Consider the following 18,428-nt stretch of genomic DNA (forward strand, 5'->3'; position numbering starts at 1 on the left):
CTAAAACCAACACTATTTATGGATTCTACGCGAATTATTGACCTGCTTTTATTTACGATCCCTTCTTTAATTACAGGTTGTATAGCCTATTATTTTTTTAAGGAGCACACCAAAAATGAAGATGGCAGACGACGCTTTTTATTAAAGAAAGATTTGCAAGTTAACGCGATGCCTTTACGCCTTCAAGCCTACGAACGTATGGCGCTTTTTTTAGAGCGTATTTCACCTTCAAAACTACTTATAAGAACCGCACCAATATCCTCTAACAAAGAAGATTACGAGCGTTTACTTATAAATAATATTGAACAAGAATTTGAACATAATTTATCGCAACAAATTTATATAAGCGACAAATGTTGGAATATTGTAACTACCTCAAAAAACGCTACCATTCAACTGATTAGAAAAGCTGCAATGTCTGAAAAAACAGATTCTGCAAACAAACTTAGAGAAGTGGTTTTAACCGAAATGATGGATCGTCCATCACCAAGTGATGCAGCACTTTCGTTTATAAAAGATGAAGTTTCTTCTATTTGGTAATTAGTCTATACGAAATTCGTTTGAACGTGCTTCGTGGCATTTCGCCTTTGCATATTCATAACCTTTATCCCACCAATCGGTCATTAATTTTTTATTGAAAATAAGTGAATTTTCAGTGAGTCTAGACGGTGTGTAATATAAATTCAGTTTTACATCCCTGTTTTTAGCTGCTAATTTGCCAATAATAATATCGCTTCGTTCAACCTGATCTAATAAATGCCCGAAAAGATTCAACATTAAAGAATACGGGTTTTTTCCTAAAACTTTGTTGTATTGCATGTTTTCAGATTCTAAAATAATGGCATCTACTTCTGTCGCGCCACGAAGAATGGCTTCACGAATAGGAACAACGCAACCAAAGGCACCATCGCCATATTCAAAGCCATCTTTTTTCACTAAAGACATAAATGGAATATAGTTACAGGAAATCCAAATCCAGTCGCAAAACTCATCGTAACTAAAATCTTTTATCGATTTGTATTCCACAATGTTTTTAGACAAATTTGAAACAGTTACAACCACATCTTCTTTAGTTGCTCTAATGTAATTGTAATATTCAACCGTAAAATGCTTTTTTAAATACTTTCTTAAGGCTTTACTTTCACCAAATGTGCGCTTCATTTTAATGAATTGCCAGAGTGAGTTTATAAAATCTATTGACACGAATTCCCTGTCTCCCTTTTTACGCACTACAAAAGGGTTTACACTAAAAATATTGCTTTGTTTAACATTGGTAAAGACTTCGTGAATTTCGTCTATTTTTCCAGCAGCTAAATGCGGTATTAACAAACTCCCTGTAGATGTTCCTAGAAACATGTCGTAATTCCGTTTTTCTTCCTTAATTAAATACTCGGCAACGCCCCCTGCGTAAGCGCCTTTACTACCTCCTCCCGAAATTACTAGTGCTTTCAAATTAATCTGTTTATTTGTAAATATAAAATTCTGAACTTAAAAATCATACTAACTTTTAATTATTAGTGTTGAAGGTGTTTTGATTGTGCATTTTATGGATAAATTCAGTTGAAACATGAACCACTGACTAATTCAAATAAAATTGGTAACTATAAAAAAATCCAACTTTCAAAACCGTTCTCGATACAATTTTCTATTGAAAATCACTCGAACTGACATTGAGATTACCCCAATAAATCAATACACATTATAGGTTGAAATACCACTGACTTTTCTAATTCTGTTCAACCTTCAATAGTTGTTTTGCAAATTTTGAAAACTGCCAATTATGATGCATTGCTGCTTGCTTTAAATTCGTTTTACATTTTTCGTTACAAGCCTGAATTTGATTTAAATACGCAAAGGCTTTTTGTCGAATTTCAAAACCATATATAGGGTTTGTATAATCTGTTAATTCTTCAAAATAACGGGCATTATTTTCGGGTTCGAAATCTTCAGTAATTAAAGCTAAAGTCAACCACAGTATACGTACATTTTTATCATTAAACCCCTGAATGCCTTTGGTTTGTTTTAAATATAATTTATTATCATTCGGGAAATTTTGCCACAAACTAAACAATGCAGCTTCAATAGTTTCATAGGATTCATCTTGAAGTAGCGACTCGTAATCTGATTTTAATTCCGAAGGAATATTGTATAACGATTGTGCAATAGCTTGGCGTTCTTTAATTGTTTTTAATTTGAAAACAGACTTGGTAATATTCCCTTGAAGCAACCTAATAACTTCAGCATTAATAAACGGATTGTTTGATGATTTTAAATAATCTTGACATTTCGATTTTGACTGCTCGCAATTTAATTTCAAAAATGCTTTGTAATCTTTAAAATTCCGAATTAAATATGCTTCAATTAACTGGTAATGATACACATCTGATTTTAACCAAGTTTCAACAAACTCAGATAAATTTTTACCACTAGTTTTTTCAACTTCACGAATAAAATCATCGGTTTCAACATTTTTAAACTGATGTTTTCTTAGATAGTTTTTAACGCCCAATTTAAAAGCAGCGTCGCCCACTTGCTCCCTAAGTATGGTTAGAGCCCAAGCTCCTTTTTTATAAAATGTGGTGCTGCTCGATTTCGGATTTAAAAGCGCTGTGCTTGCTCCTGCCCTGTCTTGATCTAATAATTCCTGAGCATATTCGTAAAGTCGGTATTGGTAATACGCGTCGCCAAAAACGTCGCGTTCTGCTAACAAGGCGTAATAAGTTGCAAATCCTTCTTGAAGCCAATGGTGGGTTCCAGAAGTTTCGGTTACTAAATCGCCAAACCATTGGTGTGCAAGTTCGTGCGCATTTACATTTACATAATTTTTATCAACAAAAGCCACTTTGTCAATCAAAAAAGCATCCGAAAAAATCGTAGCACTGGTGTTTTCCATACCGGCGTATAAAAAATCTTTTACAGGAATTTGCTTGTAGTTTTCCCAAGGATATCGCACGCCAATTTCATTTTCTAAAAAGTCGAAAATTTGTTTGGTATACCGATAAGTAGGTTCAAATTTATCCGAATCGGCAGGATAATAATACATGTCTAGAAAAACTCCATTTTGAGAATAAGCCGTTTTTTTGGAGTACCTCCCAATTGCTAAGGCTACCAAATAGCTAGACATGGGTTTTTTCATGGCGTAATGCCAAGTTACATTATCGCCATTTACAGATTTATCAACCAGGTTTCCATTAGCAATAACTTCATATGATTTATCGAAAGTAATGTTTAAATTAAAAATGACTTTTTCGTTCATATCATCGAAACTAGGCATCCAGCTACTCGTGTATTTCCCTTGGCCTTGTGTCCAGATTTGCCTATTACCTGCAATGTATTCCCAATCTATAAAATAGAGGGCTTTTTCAGGCATTGACCGCCATGTAATCACTAATTTATGCTTAGAATTTGCCTTAAATTTATGCTTTACAATAAGTTGTTCGCCATTATATTTTTGTCCTTTAAACTCATCATCTAAAACATAGCTAATATCTTTAACCCTTTTTGCATCAACAAAAACGGAGTCTACATCTCTTAAAATCTCAAATTCATAAGTAATAGTGCCTTTTACCTCTTTGCTTAACAAATCGCCAAAACTAATGTTTGCTGTTGCTTTTTTAAAATCGACGTAATCGGTTTGCTGGGCCTGGGTTAAACATGAAAAAAACAGAAAAAAAGAAAGCAGTATTCTATACATAAATTTGAGACATCAAAAGTTCACCCAAAATACATAAAATTCTAGGTTTTAATAAAATCGGCAACTTAATATTTGCTAATAACTCCATCATAAACAAAAAACACTTCCTTTTAATTTTTCAACCAAAAGAAAGTGTTTCAACTATTTTATGTTTTTGAAAGCTTACATACTATGAAATTCAATCAAATTGGCTTCGTAATATTGATCGCCTAATTTTGATAATAAATTTCGAATTACATTGCTATCACCATTTACTGCTAAGGCAGAATACCCAGTAGCATTAAGACTTCCCAGTCTTAAGTCGATAATATTTATATGTTTTGACGCTAAAGCTGAAAGTAAAATTAGCAATACTCCTGGCGCATTATTGTGCTTGGTAAGAATTACTTTTTCACTTAAAGCTAAATTTAAAGCCACACCATCCATTTCCAATAAATACACCCCTTCGCGGTAATAGTTTGGCAATTCGGCGTTTTCTTTATAAATAAGTTTACTAAAGGTTCCGGCATCGGTTCCGTTTATAAAATCAATGGCACTTTTTACGTTTCCATTAGCCTCGCTTAACGATAAAAAAGCAACAGCAGTACCGTTTTTATTCGATTTTAAACGCGCAGTTTCAACATTTATGCCTTCGGAAGCCAAAGTGTTAAATAAAGATGAAATCACCCCTGGTTGATCTAAATGCTCTGAAAACAAACCATTAACTTTGTTTTTAGGCAGTTCAGGAATTTGATTCGTTACCGTTATAGATTTACCCCATTTTCTTATGCGAATGGCGTTATAATCGCCCATTCCTGTTGAATTCTTATATAAATCTGTAAATTCTGAAAACGAGCCACCAAACGAAAAATCTGGAATAATACGTCTTTCAGTATGATCTAAACGTTGATTTAATAACTCAATTCCTTTATTTAGAACGGTATATTTTACTTTTAATTCATGATCATCATAGATAGTACGATTCTCAGGAATTAACTTCGAATAACTCACATAACTTTCGTAACCTGCTTCTTGAATATATTCTAAACTCTCCTTATAATTCAGCCCATAATAACGTACATGATGCGTATCGGTTCCAACACAGACAGGGATTTGAAGCTCGTTTGCACGACGTAAAATACTTTGAACCGGATATACACCAACGCCTTTAAATTTCCCCGCCATATTTACGTCTAGAGACAAATTACGGTCGGCAATTAATTCTAAAAGGGTTCTGAATTTATTAGCTAAAGGATGCGAACTGGTTTCAAAATTAACCAAAGCCTCAGGCATGTCCACATTTAATTTTGGCAAGTCAATATGACCAATAATCTGAATCATATCGCCAAAACTTTCAATCATTTGGATCATTTCATTGAAATAACCATCCCAATAAGCCTCTAAACTGCCTCTTAATTTTAATAATTCTAAAGCTTCTTCCTTAGAGCCATCATACGGCAATCCTTCGGGTGCAAAATGCACAGAACCAATCACATAATCGGCATCTTCGGCTTGAAATATTTTAGATCTACTCCACTGTAAACCAAGCTCAGGCCCCATCCATTCAAGCTCGACACCAAATTTAATATTTATCTGCCCAGCATATTTTACACGTAAATTCGCAATACGTTTTGGGTAGTTTAAATAAGATCTGTTGCCACGAATAAACTTCACATTGGTGTCTCTTTCAGCAGTGTATCTAAAATTGGTTAAACGTGGTGAATGAATAATAAAAGTAATACTTGGGTTGCCGGCTTCGATAGCCTTATCGATAATATCTTCCAATTTATCGATACCATGTTTAACATGATCTTGTTCGGTACCTGCATGAATACCATGCGTTTCCCATATAAATTCGTTGAGCTTTCTCATCAATTAATAGACTTTAAAAAATATTTTAAGAATGACCAAATTTAACTATTGAAATAGAATTATACGCTAAAACTTAAAGGATTTAAATAAATTTTAATCAGAATTATTAAAAATCATAATAATTTTCAAAAACAAAGCTCTTATTATGAATTCAATAATGGTTTTATTTTTATTTGAAATGTTTAAATTCGCTGTTTATGTCTGTAAACCTACAAACTCCCATCGATTACTTAAAAGGCGTGGGCTCTAGTCGAGCCGATTTATTACGCAAGGAGCTTGGCATTTTTACTTATCAAGATTTAATCAACTTATTTCCAAACAGATATATTGACAGAACGCGATACTATAAGATAAACGAATTACAGCAAAACAATGCTGATGTTCAGGTTATTGGCAAGATAACCTCCTTTAAAGAAGTGGCTCAAAAACGCGGAAAACGCTTAGTAGCAACCTTTCAAGATGATACAGGAACCATGGAATTGGTTTGGTTTCGCGGACAAAAATGGATTCGAGACAGTTTAATATTAAATAAAAAATATGTAGCATTTGGAAAATGTAATGCCTTTGGAAATAAATTCAGCATGGCACACCCCGAAATGGAATTGCAAGAAGAACATGAAAAAAATCTACGTTCTGCCATGCAACCCATTTATCCTTCCACCGAAAAATTAGGAAATCGCGGCATTAGCAATCGTGTTATTAGCAAAATAATGCAGCAATTATTTATTGAAACTGGCGGAAGATTTGCAGAAAGTTTATCGGATAATTTACGTTCGGAATTAAAATTAATAAGTAAACAATCGGCACTTTTTAATGTGCATTTCCCGAAGAGTCCAGAGCTGCTTGCAAGAGCACAATTTCGACTAAAATTTGAAGAATTATTTTATATCCAGCTGCAATTAATTATTAAAAATTTAATTCATAAATCGAAGATAAAAGGACTGCCTTTTGATAAAGTTGGAAACTATTTTAACACCTTTTTTAAAGAGCAATTACCCTTTGAATTAACAGGTGCACAGAAACGTGTTTTAAAAGAAATTCGAGCCGATTTAGGCAGCAATGCACAAATGAACCGGCTTTTACAAGGTGATGTGGGTTCTGGAAAGACCATTGTGGCGTTCATGTCAATGCTCATGGCACTTGACAACGGTTTTCAAGCTTGCTTAATGGCGCCTACTGAAATTTTGTCAGTCCAGCACTATAACGGATTACTCGAACTATCTAAAAAACTGAATATCAGTATTTCAATATTGACTGGCTCAACTAAAACTTCAGAACGACGAAAAATTCATGAAGCTTTAGAAAATGGCGAATTACAGATTCTAATTGGCACCCACGCGCTGCTTGAAGACAAGGTGAAATTTCATAATTTAGGACTCGCCATTATAGATGAACAACACCGATTTGGAGTTGCTCAAAGAAGCAAATTATGGCGCAAAGGACCGACAAGCCCTCCTCAATCCTCCCGAAGTGCTTCCTCCATCCCACCCCACGTTTTGGTTATGACCGCTACCCCTATTCCGCGAACTTTAGCCATGTCGGTTTATGGCGATTTAGACATCTCGATTATTGATGAATTACCACCAGGAAGAAAGGCTATAAAAACGGTACATCGCTTCGATAAAAACCGTTTAAATGTATTTCGATTTGTTCGTGATGAAATTGATAAAGCCCGACAAATTTATATCGTTTATCCGCTTATTCAAGAAAGCGAGAAAATGGATTATAAAGATTTAATGGATGGTTATGAAAGTATCGCAAGAGATTTCCCCATGCCTAAATATCAAATTTCAATTGTTCACGGACAAATGAAACCTGCCGATAAAGAATTTGAAATGCAGCGTTTCATTAAAGGTGAAACGCAAATCATGGTCGCTACAACCGTTATTGAAGTTGGTGTTAACGTACCAAATGCCTCGGTAATGATTATTGAAAGCGCCGAACGCTTTGGTTTATCGCAATTACACCAATTACGTGGTCGTGTTGGTCGCGGCGCAGAACAGAGTTACTGCATTTTAATGACGGGCCACAAACTAAGTGCCGATAGTAAAACCCGAATGGAAACAATGGTGCGAACCAATGATGGTTTTGAAATTGCCGAAGTCGATTTGCGTTTACGAGGTCCTGGAGACATCATGGGAACCCAACAAAGCGGTGTGTTAAACCTTAAAATAGCCGATATTATTAAAGACAACAACATCCTGCAACATGCAAGATTACACGCTAAAAACATATTAAAAATAGACCCTACACTTTCACTTCCCGAAAACCAAGTCATTTTAAACACCTACAAGCAACTTACTAAGTTTAAAAATATTTGGAATTACATTAGTTAATTTTCATTTTGTTGAATACAGAATTGTATTAGATTCACGCTTTCGCGGAAGAGAACAAAAAATTAAAATACCTACTTTTACAAAAAATATAAAACATGCTCGGTTTAAAATTAGCAACAGACCCAAGATGGGTAAATATTGTAGAATCTAACATTGAAGAAATTCTAACAGATCATGCGTGGTGCGAGCAAAAAGCTGCTACAAACGCCATTACCATCATCACTTTAAATTCTGAACATACCGATTTAGTTACCGAACTTTTAGAACTTGCCAAAGAAGAACTAGAGCATTTTCAAATGGTACACGATATTATTAAAAAACGCGGTTATACTCTAGGCCGTGAACGCAAAGACAGCTATGTAAACGAGCTTTATAAATTTATGAATAAAGGCGGAAACCGTGTGCAATCTATGGTAGACAGACTTTTATTTTCTGCCATGATTGAAGCCCGTAGCTGCGAACGTTTTAAACTCCTTTCTAAACGAATTAAAGACCCCGAACTATCTAAATTCTATCATGATTTAATGATTAGTGAAGCTGGGCATTACACCACTTTTTTAAAATTCGCACGCCAATATGGCCAAGGTGTCGATGTTGAAAAACGCTGGAAAGAGCTCATCGATTTTGAAGCTGAAGTTATTAAAAACTACGGAAAAAGTGAGACTATTCATGGGTAAGCCTAACATTTAGATTTGTACTTTATCAAACTTCAAAAAAAATAAAAGGGTCATTGTAAAACACAACCACCCTTAAATTGATTAAATTTTTGATTGATGACACTTTTGCCGTGTTTCAAGGTATTAATTATTTAACCTCAAAATTGTTAGGGCTTTGTTAATTCCACTCAGCCCCCTGTTAATTAACACTTTAAAACGATTTAATTTCATTAAAACCATCTCAAACGGATTGATTAACTTTGCAATCCTTAAATCACAGAGGTTATAATTACGCATGATTCATATTCACGAAAAAACATTACAGGATTTAGAATTTCAAACGGTTTTACAACAGGTTAGCGACCATTGTATTACGGCTTTAGGTCATGAAAAAGCGTTGGCAATTTCGCCCTATAAAAAAAAGGAAGAACTTCTTTTTGCTCTGCAGTTAACTAATGAATATGTGTCTTCGTTTCAAAACGAAAACCGCATACCAAATCATGGTTTCGATGCCATAACCAAAGAATTAAAACTTTTAAATATTGAAAACACCTTTTTAGAAGTTCATGGTTTAAAGAAAATTGTAGCCATGTCTACCACCGTGAATGATATTCTGGTTTTCTTAAAAAAGTTTGAAGAATATTACCAAAATTTATATCAATTTGGGTCGCATATCGAAGTTACCAAATTGCTTATAGAAAAAGTAGATACTATTGTAGATCGTTTTGGCGATATAAAAGATAATGCTTCACCTTTACTTTTAGAATTACGCCAATCGATTAACCGCATTAAAGGCAAAATAAACGCCAGTTTTAGCGCGGCATTAAACATGTACCATAGCCTTGAATATTTAGATGATATTAGAGAATCTGTGGTAGATAACAAACGCGTTTTGGCTGTAAAAGCCATGTACCGCCGTAAGGTTAAAGGCGCTATAATGGGTGGCAGTAAAACAGGAAGCATTGTTTACATCGAACCCGAAACCACCTTACAACACACAAGAGAACTTAATAATTTAGAATATGAAGAACACGAGGAAATCATTCGTATTTTAAAAGAAGTAACCAATTATATTCGTCCGTTTTTACCACTTTTACAGGATTATCAAAATTTCTTAATCGACATGGATGTTATTTCCGCGAAAGCGAAATACGCCAATTCCATGCAAGCGATTCTTCCTGAATTTTCCGAAGAAAGAAGCATGTATTTACGCGATGCTTTCCACCCTATTTTGTATTTGAATAATTTAGAAAAGAAAGAAAAAACATTTCCTCAAACTATTGAATTAAAAGAAGGCAGCCGGATTATTGTCATTTCTGGCCCCAATGCCGGCGGAAAAAGTATCACTTTAAAAACCGTTGGTTTACTACAAGTCATGCTTCAAAGTGGGCTGTTAATTCCTGTTCACGAACGCAGTAAAGTTTGTTTATTCGATAGAGTTTTAAGCGATATAGGCGACAATCAATCCATTGAAAATCACCTTAGTACCTACAGTTACAGGTTAAAGCAGATGAATTATTTCTTGAAAAAATGTAATAAAAACACGCTTTTTTTAATTGATGAATTTGGAACCGGTTCCGACCCAGAACTTGGTGGTGCTTTAGCTGAAACTTTTTTAGAAGAATTTTACCACCGTGAAGCATTCGGGATTATAACCACCCACTACTCCAATTTAAAAATTCTAGCCAACGAAATGCCATGCATGCTTAACGCTAATATGCTTTTTGATGAACGCACCTTAGAGCCTCTTTTTAAATTGGTTATCGGTCAAGCCGGAAGTAGTTTTACTTTTGAAGTCGCACAAAAAAATGGTATTCCTTATGGCTTAATTAATCGTGCTAAAAAGAAAATTGAGCGCAGTAAAGTGCGTTTTGATGCTACGATTGCTAAACTTCAAAAAGAGCGCTCTAGGCTTGAAAAAACAGGGCAATCTTTAAAAGAAAACGAAAAGAAAAAGATTGAAGAAGCGGATAAATTAGAAGAAATAAATGCTAAAATTCAACTTAAATTAGAGAGTTATCAAGAATTATATGACAGCAATCAGCGTTTAATTTACTTAGGACAAAAAGTGAATGATATTGCTGAAAAATATTTCAACAACAAACAGAAAAAGACCTTAATGGACGAGCTTTTTAAGCTGGTTCAAATCGAAAACTCGAAACGCAAAAAAGTTACCATTAAGGAGAAAAAGAAAGCCAAAGCCAAAGAAATTCAAGTAAAAAAAGAAGTTGAAAAGAAGGTTGAAGTTATTCGTGAAAAGAAAAAAGTAGAAAAACAAAAGGCTATTGAAACCCCGAAACCAAAGGCTATTATTAGACTTGGAGATCGTGTGCGTATGGAAGATGGCCGTGCCATTGGTACCGTAGATAAAATTGAAAAAAATAAAGCTGTTGTAAATTATGGTATGTTTACGACTAACGTGAGTATCGATCAATTGGAATTGGTTGAAGCTGTTAAAAAATAGGATAAAATTTATCATCTTAAATTTTTACTTATTTTTACACAAAAAATTGGTTAACCAATTATAAAGATAGCCTCATGAAACATCTCCTATTTATATTCTTATTATGCAGCTCGGTATTGTTCAATTGCAGCACAACCAATGAAGAAGCTGATCACACAGTAGAACAACCCGAAACAGAAACTGAGACTGAGACTGAGACTGAGACTGAAACCGAACCTGAAGAAGAAGAAAGTAACATCATCTGGAAAAACTGGTATTTATCTGTTCCTATTAATAGAGGAAATGGCAAAGCGACTTCTATATTTTATGAGGCCATAGAAAACAACAAATTAACCGCTGCTGAATCGGAGTACTTTTATAAAAATGACGATGGTAGCTACACCTTTTTCACCAGATTTACAGGATTTACCACTTCTGGCGAGTATCCATTAAATGAAAAATATTGCCGTACAGAGCTTCGAGAGTTTTGGAAAGGCAACCAAACCACTAGCGATAACTGGCCAATGAGTTCAGGGACTCACATTTTAGAGTCTACAATAAAAGTAGACTATGTAGAAGGCAATGGCAGAACTATTGTGGCGCAAATTCACGGTATTGAAACCCCTGGTTTTGAAGGCGCACCTGCTACAGTTAAAATACGCTGGAACAGTGGCGAAATTCAAATAGACTATTACACCAAACCTGATAGCGGCGAACCTTGGACCAGTGCTTTTGATGATAAAATTAATGTGGGGTATGTGGGTAACGACATTTTTACTTTTAAAATTAAAATTGAAAATGGTAAATTCTATTATGCTCTAGTTTGCGAAGCCAAAAATATTAACATCGATTATACTTTAATTTATGATTATGTAGGTAATGGTTATGGTCACGATAATTACTTTAAAACAGGAAATTATTATGGTTGGAATGCCGATTACGAAAAAACAGCTCAAGTTATTTTATACAAAGTAAAGACGGAACATTTTTAAAAGGTATTTTTATAATACTTAAAGTTTTAAAGACCGTAAACTTTTAGATGTAAGAGTTAAGACTTGGCTCTATGTTTTACCCTTCTAAATTCAAGTAGAGTAAGATTTAAAAAATATTGATTTACAAATACGAGGAAAAAGCTAAAAATTGGGTATTATTACGGTAAATAAGCTTTTAAATGCATCTTAATCTTCCAAAACATAAAAAATTAATTCTTTTTGATGGCGTTTGTAACCTTTGTAACAGCAGTGTGCAATACGTTATCAAGCATGATAAAAAAGACCTTTTTATGTTTACAGCACTACAAAGCGACACAGGAAAAGCTATTATTGAAAAATTTAAAATTGACACCACCCAAATAGACTCTATTCTTTTATACCATCCTGAAAAAGATACTATAAGCTACAAAAGTACCGCAGCCTTAAAAGTCGCTTTAAAACTAGGGTTTCCAACCAATAGTTTAGGTGTTTTTTTAATTATTCCCGCTTTTATAAGAAATTGGGTTTACGATTTCATTGCCAAAAACCGCTACAAATGGTATGGTAAAAAAGAATCCTGTATGATTCCTACGTCCGAATTGAGGTCTAAGTTTTTGGATTAACCTTTTTAATTTAAATTGATAATAAGTTTTCAACGACACAGAATTTAATTCCCTCTTTTTAGCTAGAAACTCTAATGCAACAGTTTTCATCCTATCAAAAAAGAATTAAAGAAAGGTGTTACAACAAGCTCAATGATAAAAAGGAATTTCAGTATTAATAAAAACAAAAAAAACTCAGAATTAATTTAATTCTGAGTTTTTTACTCTAATGCAATATTGAAACTACATCAACATTAGTTAAAGTTAATCTTGGTACAAGTCTCTCCGTAAACGCGAGATAAAACAGTTTGTATAGCTTGATCTGGAGTTTTAGCAGATCCAATTTTAAGAGCACCATCAAGAACGTCTCCGTTTTCTTCCCAAGTATAAGATTTAGAACTGTTTCCTCTATTTACAATAACAAGTTTTCCGTCTTTGTTACCAATTCTGTAACTTTTATATTCTCTTTCGTATTTCACTCCAGAAGGGTAATACGTTTCAGCAGTAAAGAAAGACTCTCCTTTAGTAAATAAGTTACAAACACAGTTTCCTATATCACTTTGTTCAGATACTCTAACAGTGTTGTTTTGAGTAATTTTCCAATCACCATCTGTTTTAGTGGCAATAATATTCATTAAAATGGTGCCTTTTTCTGCAAGTTTACCATCTATTTTAGACTCAAAGTTTATTAATGCAGAAACAGTACCGCCACGCTCTTTTTGAGATTCGTAAACCGTTTCTTTTAAAGACATGGTGAAGTTATAATTCTGATTTTTTAAATCATTTTCTAACTTTTCTTGTAATTGCGTGTAATTAGTAGATGTTCTGTTTAAAACACCTGTTAAACCCACAAAGGCTGTGTTATTTTGATAATTGGTTCCGAATAACGATAAAACAGACTCAGGATCTTGGGTGTGATGCAAGTTGTTGGCTGCTTCAATGTAAGATTTTAATAATGATTTTGCTGCGGTTTCTTGTGCGTAACCTGCCGCATAAAAAGACAGCACAAAGGCAAGGGCTAATTTTAAAAAAGTAGGATTTTTCATGTAATTAATTTGGGTTAATTTTAAAATGAAGCGTAATATATAAAAAAGCCAACAACATCACACAAAATATTAACCCCTAAAATTATTAGAAATTACCTAATCAATATTTACAATAGAAAAACAAAAAAGTCAAAAAATGATTTCCTAGTCCCTTAAAACACGTAACGCTTTAAATAACAACGATTAACCTTTATTGGTCAACCAAACTCCCCCACTCGGTCCATGAGCCATCATAAACGCGAATATTTTTGTAGCCTGAAATTTCAGCAGCAAGAGCTAAGACACAAGCTGTGATTCCTGATCCACATGAAAAAATAATAGGATCCTCCTTTTCAGCAAGGGGTTTAAATGCAGATTCTAGCTCAGTTTTTGACTTTAAAATACCATCTTCAAGTAAATCTGTAAAAGGTAAATTTACCGAATTTGGTATGGTGCCCATGCGTAAACCTTCACGAGGTTCTGGTACTTCACAATTAAAGCGTCCAGCAGAACGCGCATCAATAATGGTATGAGTTTTCTCTTTTGAAGCCTGTTCCACATCCTTAAAAAACAACATGTAATTGAGTTGAAGATTTGCTGTAAAATCGCCTAATTCTCCGTTATAACTTGAAGCTTTTTCTATTGGATACTGCGCTTTATTCCAAGCTGGAAATCCACCATTCAAAATTGCAATATTATTAAACCCGAAAGCCTTAAACAACCACCAAACACGGGCGCTTGAGTAAATCCCTTTGTCGTCGTAAACCACAATAGCACTATCGGTGTTTACCCCTAAAATACGGGCTTCTTTTTGAAATTGTTCTGCGGAAGGAAACGCGCTTGGAAAGGCATCTTCAATATTGCTGAATTTTTGTTTAATATCAAAAAAACGCGCATTCGGAATTTGTTCTGAAGCATCATTAAATACTTTAGCAATGGTTCCGTCTAGAACCACAAGGTTTGGTGCCTCTATATGCTTAGACAACCATGAAACAGAAACAACAGGTTCGGTTAATGTTAATTTATTGGACATGAGCGTTTAAATTGATTATTTATTATTGAAGGGGTGTTGGATATTGATTACTAGTTATTTGTTATTTGTTGTTGGTTGTTGGTTGTTGGTTTTTAGCATATTGCCTCCTGCATAAAGTAATTTATTATTCAAATGGTTCCTTAGGTAGAGCTAATAAATTCTTAACATATCTCTTATTATTATACGGTTTACCGTTTTTCATTACTTCAAATAATTCAACAGCTAAACATTGTCCAATCAGTTGTCTTGATTGAAAATCATCAAAACCTTCCTTTTTCAACCTATCAAATGTTTCTTTTGTTTCTGGAGGAGTATTATCCTTTAGTTGATTCTTTATTATATCAAAAATCTGCTCTCTTAACTTCTCATTTGTTTCCATTTACTTTAAAAATATTAAGGCAATCGTGTTTTGTTTTCCCTTTAAACAGTCAAAAAACACTACGTTTTATGAGTTATTCGTCACTAGTTTTCAACTTATAGCATACAGTATAAAACATAACGCTTATCGCTTACTCCCAACTTTCCACTTTTAATTTCTAACTTTTAACTTTCAAAATCATCTAACTGCTTCATAATTATCATCCCATTCTTCAGGTTTTGGCTCATGTAATTTTCCTAAAGATTTGGCAACCATCATAGAAACGGTAGCATCACCAGTTACATTTACCACAGTTCTTAACATATCTAAAGGCCTATCAACAGCAAAAATTAAGGCAATTCCAATAGGTAATAATTCCGCAGGAAAACCAATCGATTCTAATACAATAACCAACATAACTAGTCCAGCACTTGGCACGGCAGCACTACCAATGGAAGCCAATAAAGCGGTAACAATAATAACCAACTGATTGGTAAACGTTAGCCCTTCTGGCCAAATAACTTGCATGATAAAAACCGCTGCAATCCCTTGATATAGACTGGTTCCATCCATATTTACGGTAGCCCCAACAGGCAGCACAAATCCAGAAACTTCTTTATCGACTCCCAAATGTTCTTCAACACGTTCCATGGTTACAGGCAAGGTTGCCGCACTACTGCTGGTTGAAAATGCTAACAATTGCGCCGGACTTATTTGTTTTAAAAACCACATAGGTGATTTCTTTACGTAGACGCCAACTAAAAGCAGATAAAAACAAATCATTAATACCAGTCCGCCAATAACACAAAGTGAATATAAAAGAAGCTTAAGAAGTATTTCAACATCATCGAAAGCCACAATAACATTGGCTAATAAAGCAAAAACAGCATAAGGTGCAAATAACATGATTAAATCTACCATTTTCATTACCACATCGTTTAAAGAATCGAAGAAATCTACTAATGGTTTTGCTTTCTTTTCACCAATTAAAAGCAGACAAATACCAACAAATAAGGCAAAAAAGATGATTTGAAGCATGGAAGCTTCTGTAAATGATTTAAAAATATTGCTTGGAAAAATATCAATTAAAGCCTGTAATGGTCCTGCATCTTTTTGGGCATGCGCTTTCATGAGTTTATCGGTAACTCCGGCATCATTTTCATATTTTAATTTAATTTTTTCAATAGTATCTTGTGGCATACCATCACCAGGTTTAACCAAATTTACTATGCTTAACCCAATAATAATGGCCACTAAAGTTGTAGAAATATAAATGGAAATGGTGCGCAAGCCCATAGATTTTATTTTGGAAATATCTTTTAAATCTGAAATTCCTTTAATTAAAGACGCTAGAATTAAAGGCACTGCAATAAGCTTAAGCAAATTGATGAAAATGGTTCCAAAAGGCGCTATCCAATCTGATACAAACCCCTTTCCTCCATTTATAGAATTCATTATGAAGCCAAAAATGACTCCTAAAACCATGCCTATTATAATCTTCCAATGTAATGCTAGTTTCTTCATTTGCTATGTTCTTTCTAAGTAGTGAGCAAGATAAGTATTTTTAATTTTTTTGGAATTCTAAATAGTATATTTCTATAGATTGGGGCATTTTAGGTTTTAGATTTTATATAAATACTATGAATTTACTAAATCGCAACATATTGCATATATCTATAACAATCTAACATTTGAAAAAAAGCGAAAATGAATAAGAGACTATTGGAAAGAATAATGGAAAGTTAAGCGAAGGAAAAGTAAAAATCATTAAACGGCAATTAAAAAATAAGAGAACCAGAATTAATATGATTGCCAAACGTTTTGGAGTTTCCGATACCCAAATTCATAGGATTAAAAGAGGAGAAAATTGGAGTTCTGTAACGGAATAAAAATCTAGCTTCAGCTCAAAAAAAAAACATAAAGACATTATTTTCAACCAATTAAATTTTAAAACACACCACGAATTCACTAATTTTTTATTCGTGTACTCGCGGCAAATTATTTAACAGATTACGCAAAGTGCGCAAATCTTATATATTATTTGGGATTTTAACGAAAACTACGAAAGTCCCTTAGCGTTTAATAAATTTAGATACTTGAATAACACCTTTAATTTTTAAATAATACATGCCTTGAACTAAGCTTTCAATAGAAAGCAGTTCTCTTTTAATTTCACCTGAATTAACGACTTTTCCTAATGTTGAAAATATTATATAATCTTTACCAATTAAAGAAGTAGGCAGTTTTATATAGGATTCAGCTGGGTTTGGAAAGATTATTATAGGCTCAAGAGTTTCATCCGGAGCCACAGCTAACACATTACTTATTTGGTACGAAGGCGAAGAAACCGTAACAGTTTGAGTTGACCTTAATTGACTCTCCTTTTGATAGCTTTTACTTGTAACAACTGGAATTGTCACCTCCATTTCTACGCGATATTCTCCTTCATCGGTAGCGTTAAATATATGATTGGTTTCTCCATCAATCGGTTTTTGTGTGGTAACGTTAATCCACTGATAACTGTCGGCATCTGAATTTGCTATTAGTACATTTCCGTTTACAATAACCGAGTTATCAAAATCAACTTGATTTACGGTTACAGTTTTAGTTACAGAACAGCCATTGTCGTCTAATACAATAACCGCGTATGTTTTTGGTTCTAAATCTGATACCAAATGATTACTAATAAAACTCCCTCCATTGATCGTGTAATTGTAAGGAGCGGTCCCTCCTGATGCAGACATATTAAGAATTCCGCTTGGGGAATTCCCTGATGCCAAAACGTCTATTACAGGTTCTAAAACAGCAGGTTCTGAAATATCAACATTTAAAAAAGCCTCTAAACCATTAGAGTCTCTAACAAATATTTCATAATGCCCTGGACATAAATCACTAAAAATTTCGCTATGCTGAAAAAAAGGATACGAACTATAATTCAAACTGTATTCATAAGGAGGCACGCCATTTTCAGCAAAAACAATTATCTCACCATCACAAGCTCCCTCACAACTAATATTTTGCAGATCCAAAGCAACATTTAACTCTTGTGAGAAACTAAAACAAGAAACTAATAAAAAACAAAAAAGAATATATTTTTCTCTCATAACTAAAAATCATATTTCAAAATCCTACATATGAACGGCGAATATAATTCTAGAAAATCAAAGAAAAATCGTATTAAGTTATATTTCGTTCAAATACACCAAAATATTTTCTAACAAAAAGATTAAAGTTTATTTTCTACAGTTGAAAGCATAAAAATGCCACGAATTCACTAATTTTTTATACGTGTATTCCTGGCAAATTATTTATAATTAATATATTTTAACTAAACTTTCGAGCACTTAAATTCATTGGGAGGCAGAATGTTTAATAAAAAAACGTTTCGACTGCACTCAACGTGACAAAAAACAAAACATTTTTAAAGAAATATTTTAACAAACAAGCCTAGCCCCGATT

General features: G+C 33.7%; 14 protein-coding genes. 6 read left to right on the forward strand and 8 right to left on the reverse strand.

Annotated features, from left to right (window positions below):
• Positions 1 to 18 precede the first annotated feature (18 nt).
• Entirely contained in the window at positions 19 to 540 is a 522-nt protein-coding gene (locus tag H6X70_RS10440; protein ID WP_194767633.1) for a hypothetical protein, read from the forward strand.
• On the opposite strand, the gene H6X70_RS10445 is transcribed toward H6X70_RS10440, so the two are convergent.
• The 3 genes from H6X70_RS10445 to H6X70_RS10455 form a co-directional block, all read right to left on the reverse strand.
• Positions 541 to 1,452 carry a patatin family protein gene (locus tag H6X70_RS10445; protein ID WP_194767634.1) on the reverse strand — a complete coding sequence of 304 codons (912 nt, stop codon included), beginning with the start codon at positions 1,450 to 1,452 and terminating at the stop codon, positions 541 to 543.
• A 274-nt stretch (positions 1,453 to 1,726) separates the two neighbouring features.
• On the reverse strand, positions 1,727 to 3,694 hold the full coding sequence (locus H6X70_RS10450) for a M1 family metallopeptidase (protein ID WP_194767635.1): 1,968 nt from the start codon (positions 3,692 to 3,694) through the stop codon (positions 1,727 to 1,729).
• 162 nt (positions 3,695 to 3,856) lie between these two features.
• Positions 3,857 to 5,545 carry a histidinol-phosphatase HisJ family protein gene (locus tag H6X70_RS10455; protein WP_194767636.1) on the reverse strand — a complete coding sequence of 563 codons (1,689 nt, stop codon included), beginning with the start codon at positions 5,543 to 5,545 and terminating at the stop codon, positions 3,857 to 3,859.
• A gap of 197 nt (positions 5,546 to 5,742) precedes the next feature.
• On the opposite strand from H6X70_RS10455, the gene recG reads away from it, so the two are divergent.
• The 5 genes from recG to H6X70_RS10480 all read left to right on the forward strand — a co-directional run bounded on the left by recG (position 5,743) and on the right by H6X70_RS10480 (position 12,574).
• Positions 5,743 to 7,881, forward strand: a complete 2,139-nt coding sequence (gene recG / locus H6X70_RS10460; RefSeq protein ID WP_194767637.1) for an ATP-dependent DNA helicase RecG — start codon at positions 5,743 to 5,745, stop codon at positions 7,879 to 7,881.
• A 95-nt stretch (positions 7,882 to 7,976) separates the two neighbouring features.
• Positions 7,977 to 8,558 carry a tRNA-(ms[2]io[6]A)-hydroxylase gene (locus H6X70_RS10465; RefSeq protein WP_194767638.1) on the forward strand — a complete coding sequence of 194 codons (582 nt, stop codon included), beginning with the start codon at positions 7,977 to 7,979 and terminating at the stop codon, positions 8,556 to 8,558.
• Positions 8,559 to 8,832: 274 nt separating this feature from the next.
• Positions 8,833 to 11,001, forward strand: a complete 2,169-nt coding sequence (locus tag H6X70_RS10470; RefSeq protein WP_194767639.1) for an endonuclease MutS2 — start codon at positions 8,833 to 8,835, stop codon at positions 10,999 to 11,001.
• A 74-nt stretch (positions 11,002 to 11,075) separates the two neighbouring features.
• The gene (locus H6X70_RS10475) at positions 11,076 to 11,972 is read left to right on the forward strand and encodes a polysaccharide lyase family 7 protein (protein WP_194767640.1); all 897 of its coding nucleotides are present in this window, start codon (positions 11,076 to 11,078) and stop codon (positions 11,970 to 11,972) included.
• A gap of 179 nt (positions 11,973 to 12,151) precedes the next feature.
• Positions 12,152 to 12,574 (forward strand): thiol-disulfide oxidoreductase DCC family protein, encoded by a 423-nt coding sequence (locus H6X70_RS10480; RefSeq protein WP_194767641.1) that lies wholly within the window; start codon positions 12,152 to 12,154, stop codon positions 12,572 to 12,574.
• Positions 12,575 to 12,807: 233 nt separating this feature from the next.
• On the opposite strand, the gene H6X70_RS10485 is transcribed toward H6X70_RS10480, so the two are convergent.
• From H6X70_RS10485 to H6X70_RS10510, 5 genes are all read right to left on the reverse strand, one after another.
• Positions 12,808 to 13,599, reverse strand: coding sequence for a hypothetical protein (locus tag H6X70_RS10485; protein ID WP_194767642.1), 792 nt, complete (start codon positions 13,597 to 13,599; stop codon positions 12,808 to 12,810).
• Positions 13,600 to 13,789: 190 nt separating this feature from the next.
• Positions 13,790 to 14,611 (reverse strand): sulfurtransferase, encoded by an 822-nt coding sequence (locus H6X70_RS10490; protein WP_194767643.1) that lies wholly within the window; start codon positions 14,609 to 14,611, stop codon positions 13,790 to 13,792.
• A gap of 124 nt (positions 14,612 to 14,735) precedes the next feature.
• Positions 14,736 to 14,990, reverse strand: a complete 255-nt coding sequence (locus H6X70_RS10495; RefSeq protein WP_194767644.1) for a hypothetical protein — start codon at positions 14,988 to 14,990, stop codon at positions 14,736 to 14,738.
• Positions 14,991 to 15,167: 177 nt separating this feature from the next.
• A complete protein-coding gene (locus H6X70_RS10500; protein ID WP_194767645.1) occupies positions 15,168 to 16,493 on the reverse strand; it encodes a dicarboxylate/amino acid:cation symporter in 1,326 nt (441 codons plus the stop codon).
• A 548-nt stretch (positions 16,494 to 17,041) separates the two neighbouring features.
• A complete protein-coding gene (locus H6X70_RS10510; protein WP_194767646.1) occupies positions 17,042 to 17,998 on the reverse strand; it encodes a T9SS type A sorting domain-containing protein in 957 nt (318 codons plus the stop codon).
• Positions 17,999 to 18,428: the final 430 nt, after the last annotated feature.

It is taken from the genome of Tamlana sp. I1 (genome assembly GCF_015355625.1).
GTDB lineage: Bacteria > Bacteroidota > Bacteroidia > Flavobacteriales > Flavobacteriaceae > Pseudotamlana.

What these genes read in the sequence shown, in the direction of transcription:
- H6X70_RS10440 (WP_194767633.1), top strand. Translation starts at nt 19, where the DNA reads ATGGATTCTACGCGAATTATTGACCTGCTTTTATTTACGATCCCTTCT.
- H6X70_RS10450 (WP_194767635.1), bottom strand. Translation starts at nt 3,694, where the DNA reads ATGTATAGAATACTGCTTTCTTTTTTTCTGTTTTTTTCATGTTTAACC.
- H6X70_RS10455 (WP_194767636.1), bottom strand. Translation starts at nt 5,545, where the DNA reads ATGAGAAAGCTCAACGAATTTATATGGGAAACGCATGGTATTCATGCA.
- recG (WP_194767637.1), top strand. Translation starts at nt 5,743, where the DNA reads ATGTCTGTAAACCTACAAACTCCCATCGATTACTTAAAAGGCGTGGGC.
- H6X70_RS10465 (WP_194767638.1), top strand. Translation starts at nt 7,977, where the DNA reads ATGCTCGGTTTAAAATTAGCAACAGACCCAAGATGGGTAAATATTGTA.
- H6X70_RS10470 (WP_194767639.1), top strand. Translation starts at nt 8,833, where the DNA reads ATGATTCATATTCACGAAAAAACATTACAGGATTTAGAATTTCAAACG.
- H6X70_RS10475 (WP_194767640.1), top strand. Translation starts at nt 11,076, where the DNA reads ATGAAACATCTCCTATTTATATTCTTATTATGCAGCTCGGTATTGTTC.
- H6X70_RS10480 (WP_194767641.1), top strand. Translation starts at nt 12,152, where the DNA reads ATGCATCTTAATCTTCCAAAACATAAAAAATTAATTCTTTTTGATGGC.
- H6X70_RS10485 (WP_194767642.1), bottom strand. Translation starts at nt 13,599, where the DNA reads ATGAAAAATCCTACTTTTTTAAAATTAGCCCTTGCCTTTGTGCTGTCT.
- H6X70_RS10490 (WP_194767643.1), bottom strand. Translation starts at nt 14,611, where the DNA reads ATGTCCAATAAATTAACATTAACCGAACCTGTTGTTTCTGTTTCATGG.
- H6X70_RS10495 (WP_194767644.1), bottom strand. Translation starts at nt 14,990, where the DNA reads ATGGAAACAAATGAGAAGTTAAGAGAGCAGATTTTTGATATAATAAAG.
- H6X70_RS10500 (WP_194767645.1), bottom strand. Translation starts at nt 16,493, where the DNA reads ATGAAGAAACTAGCATTACATTGGAAGATTATAATAGGCATGGTTTTA.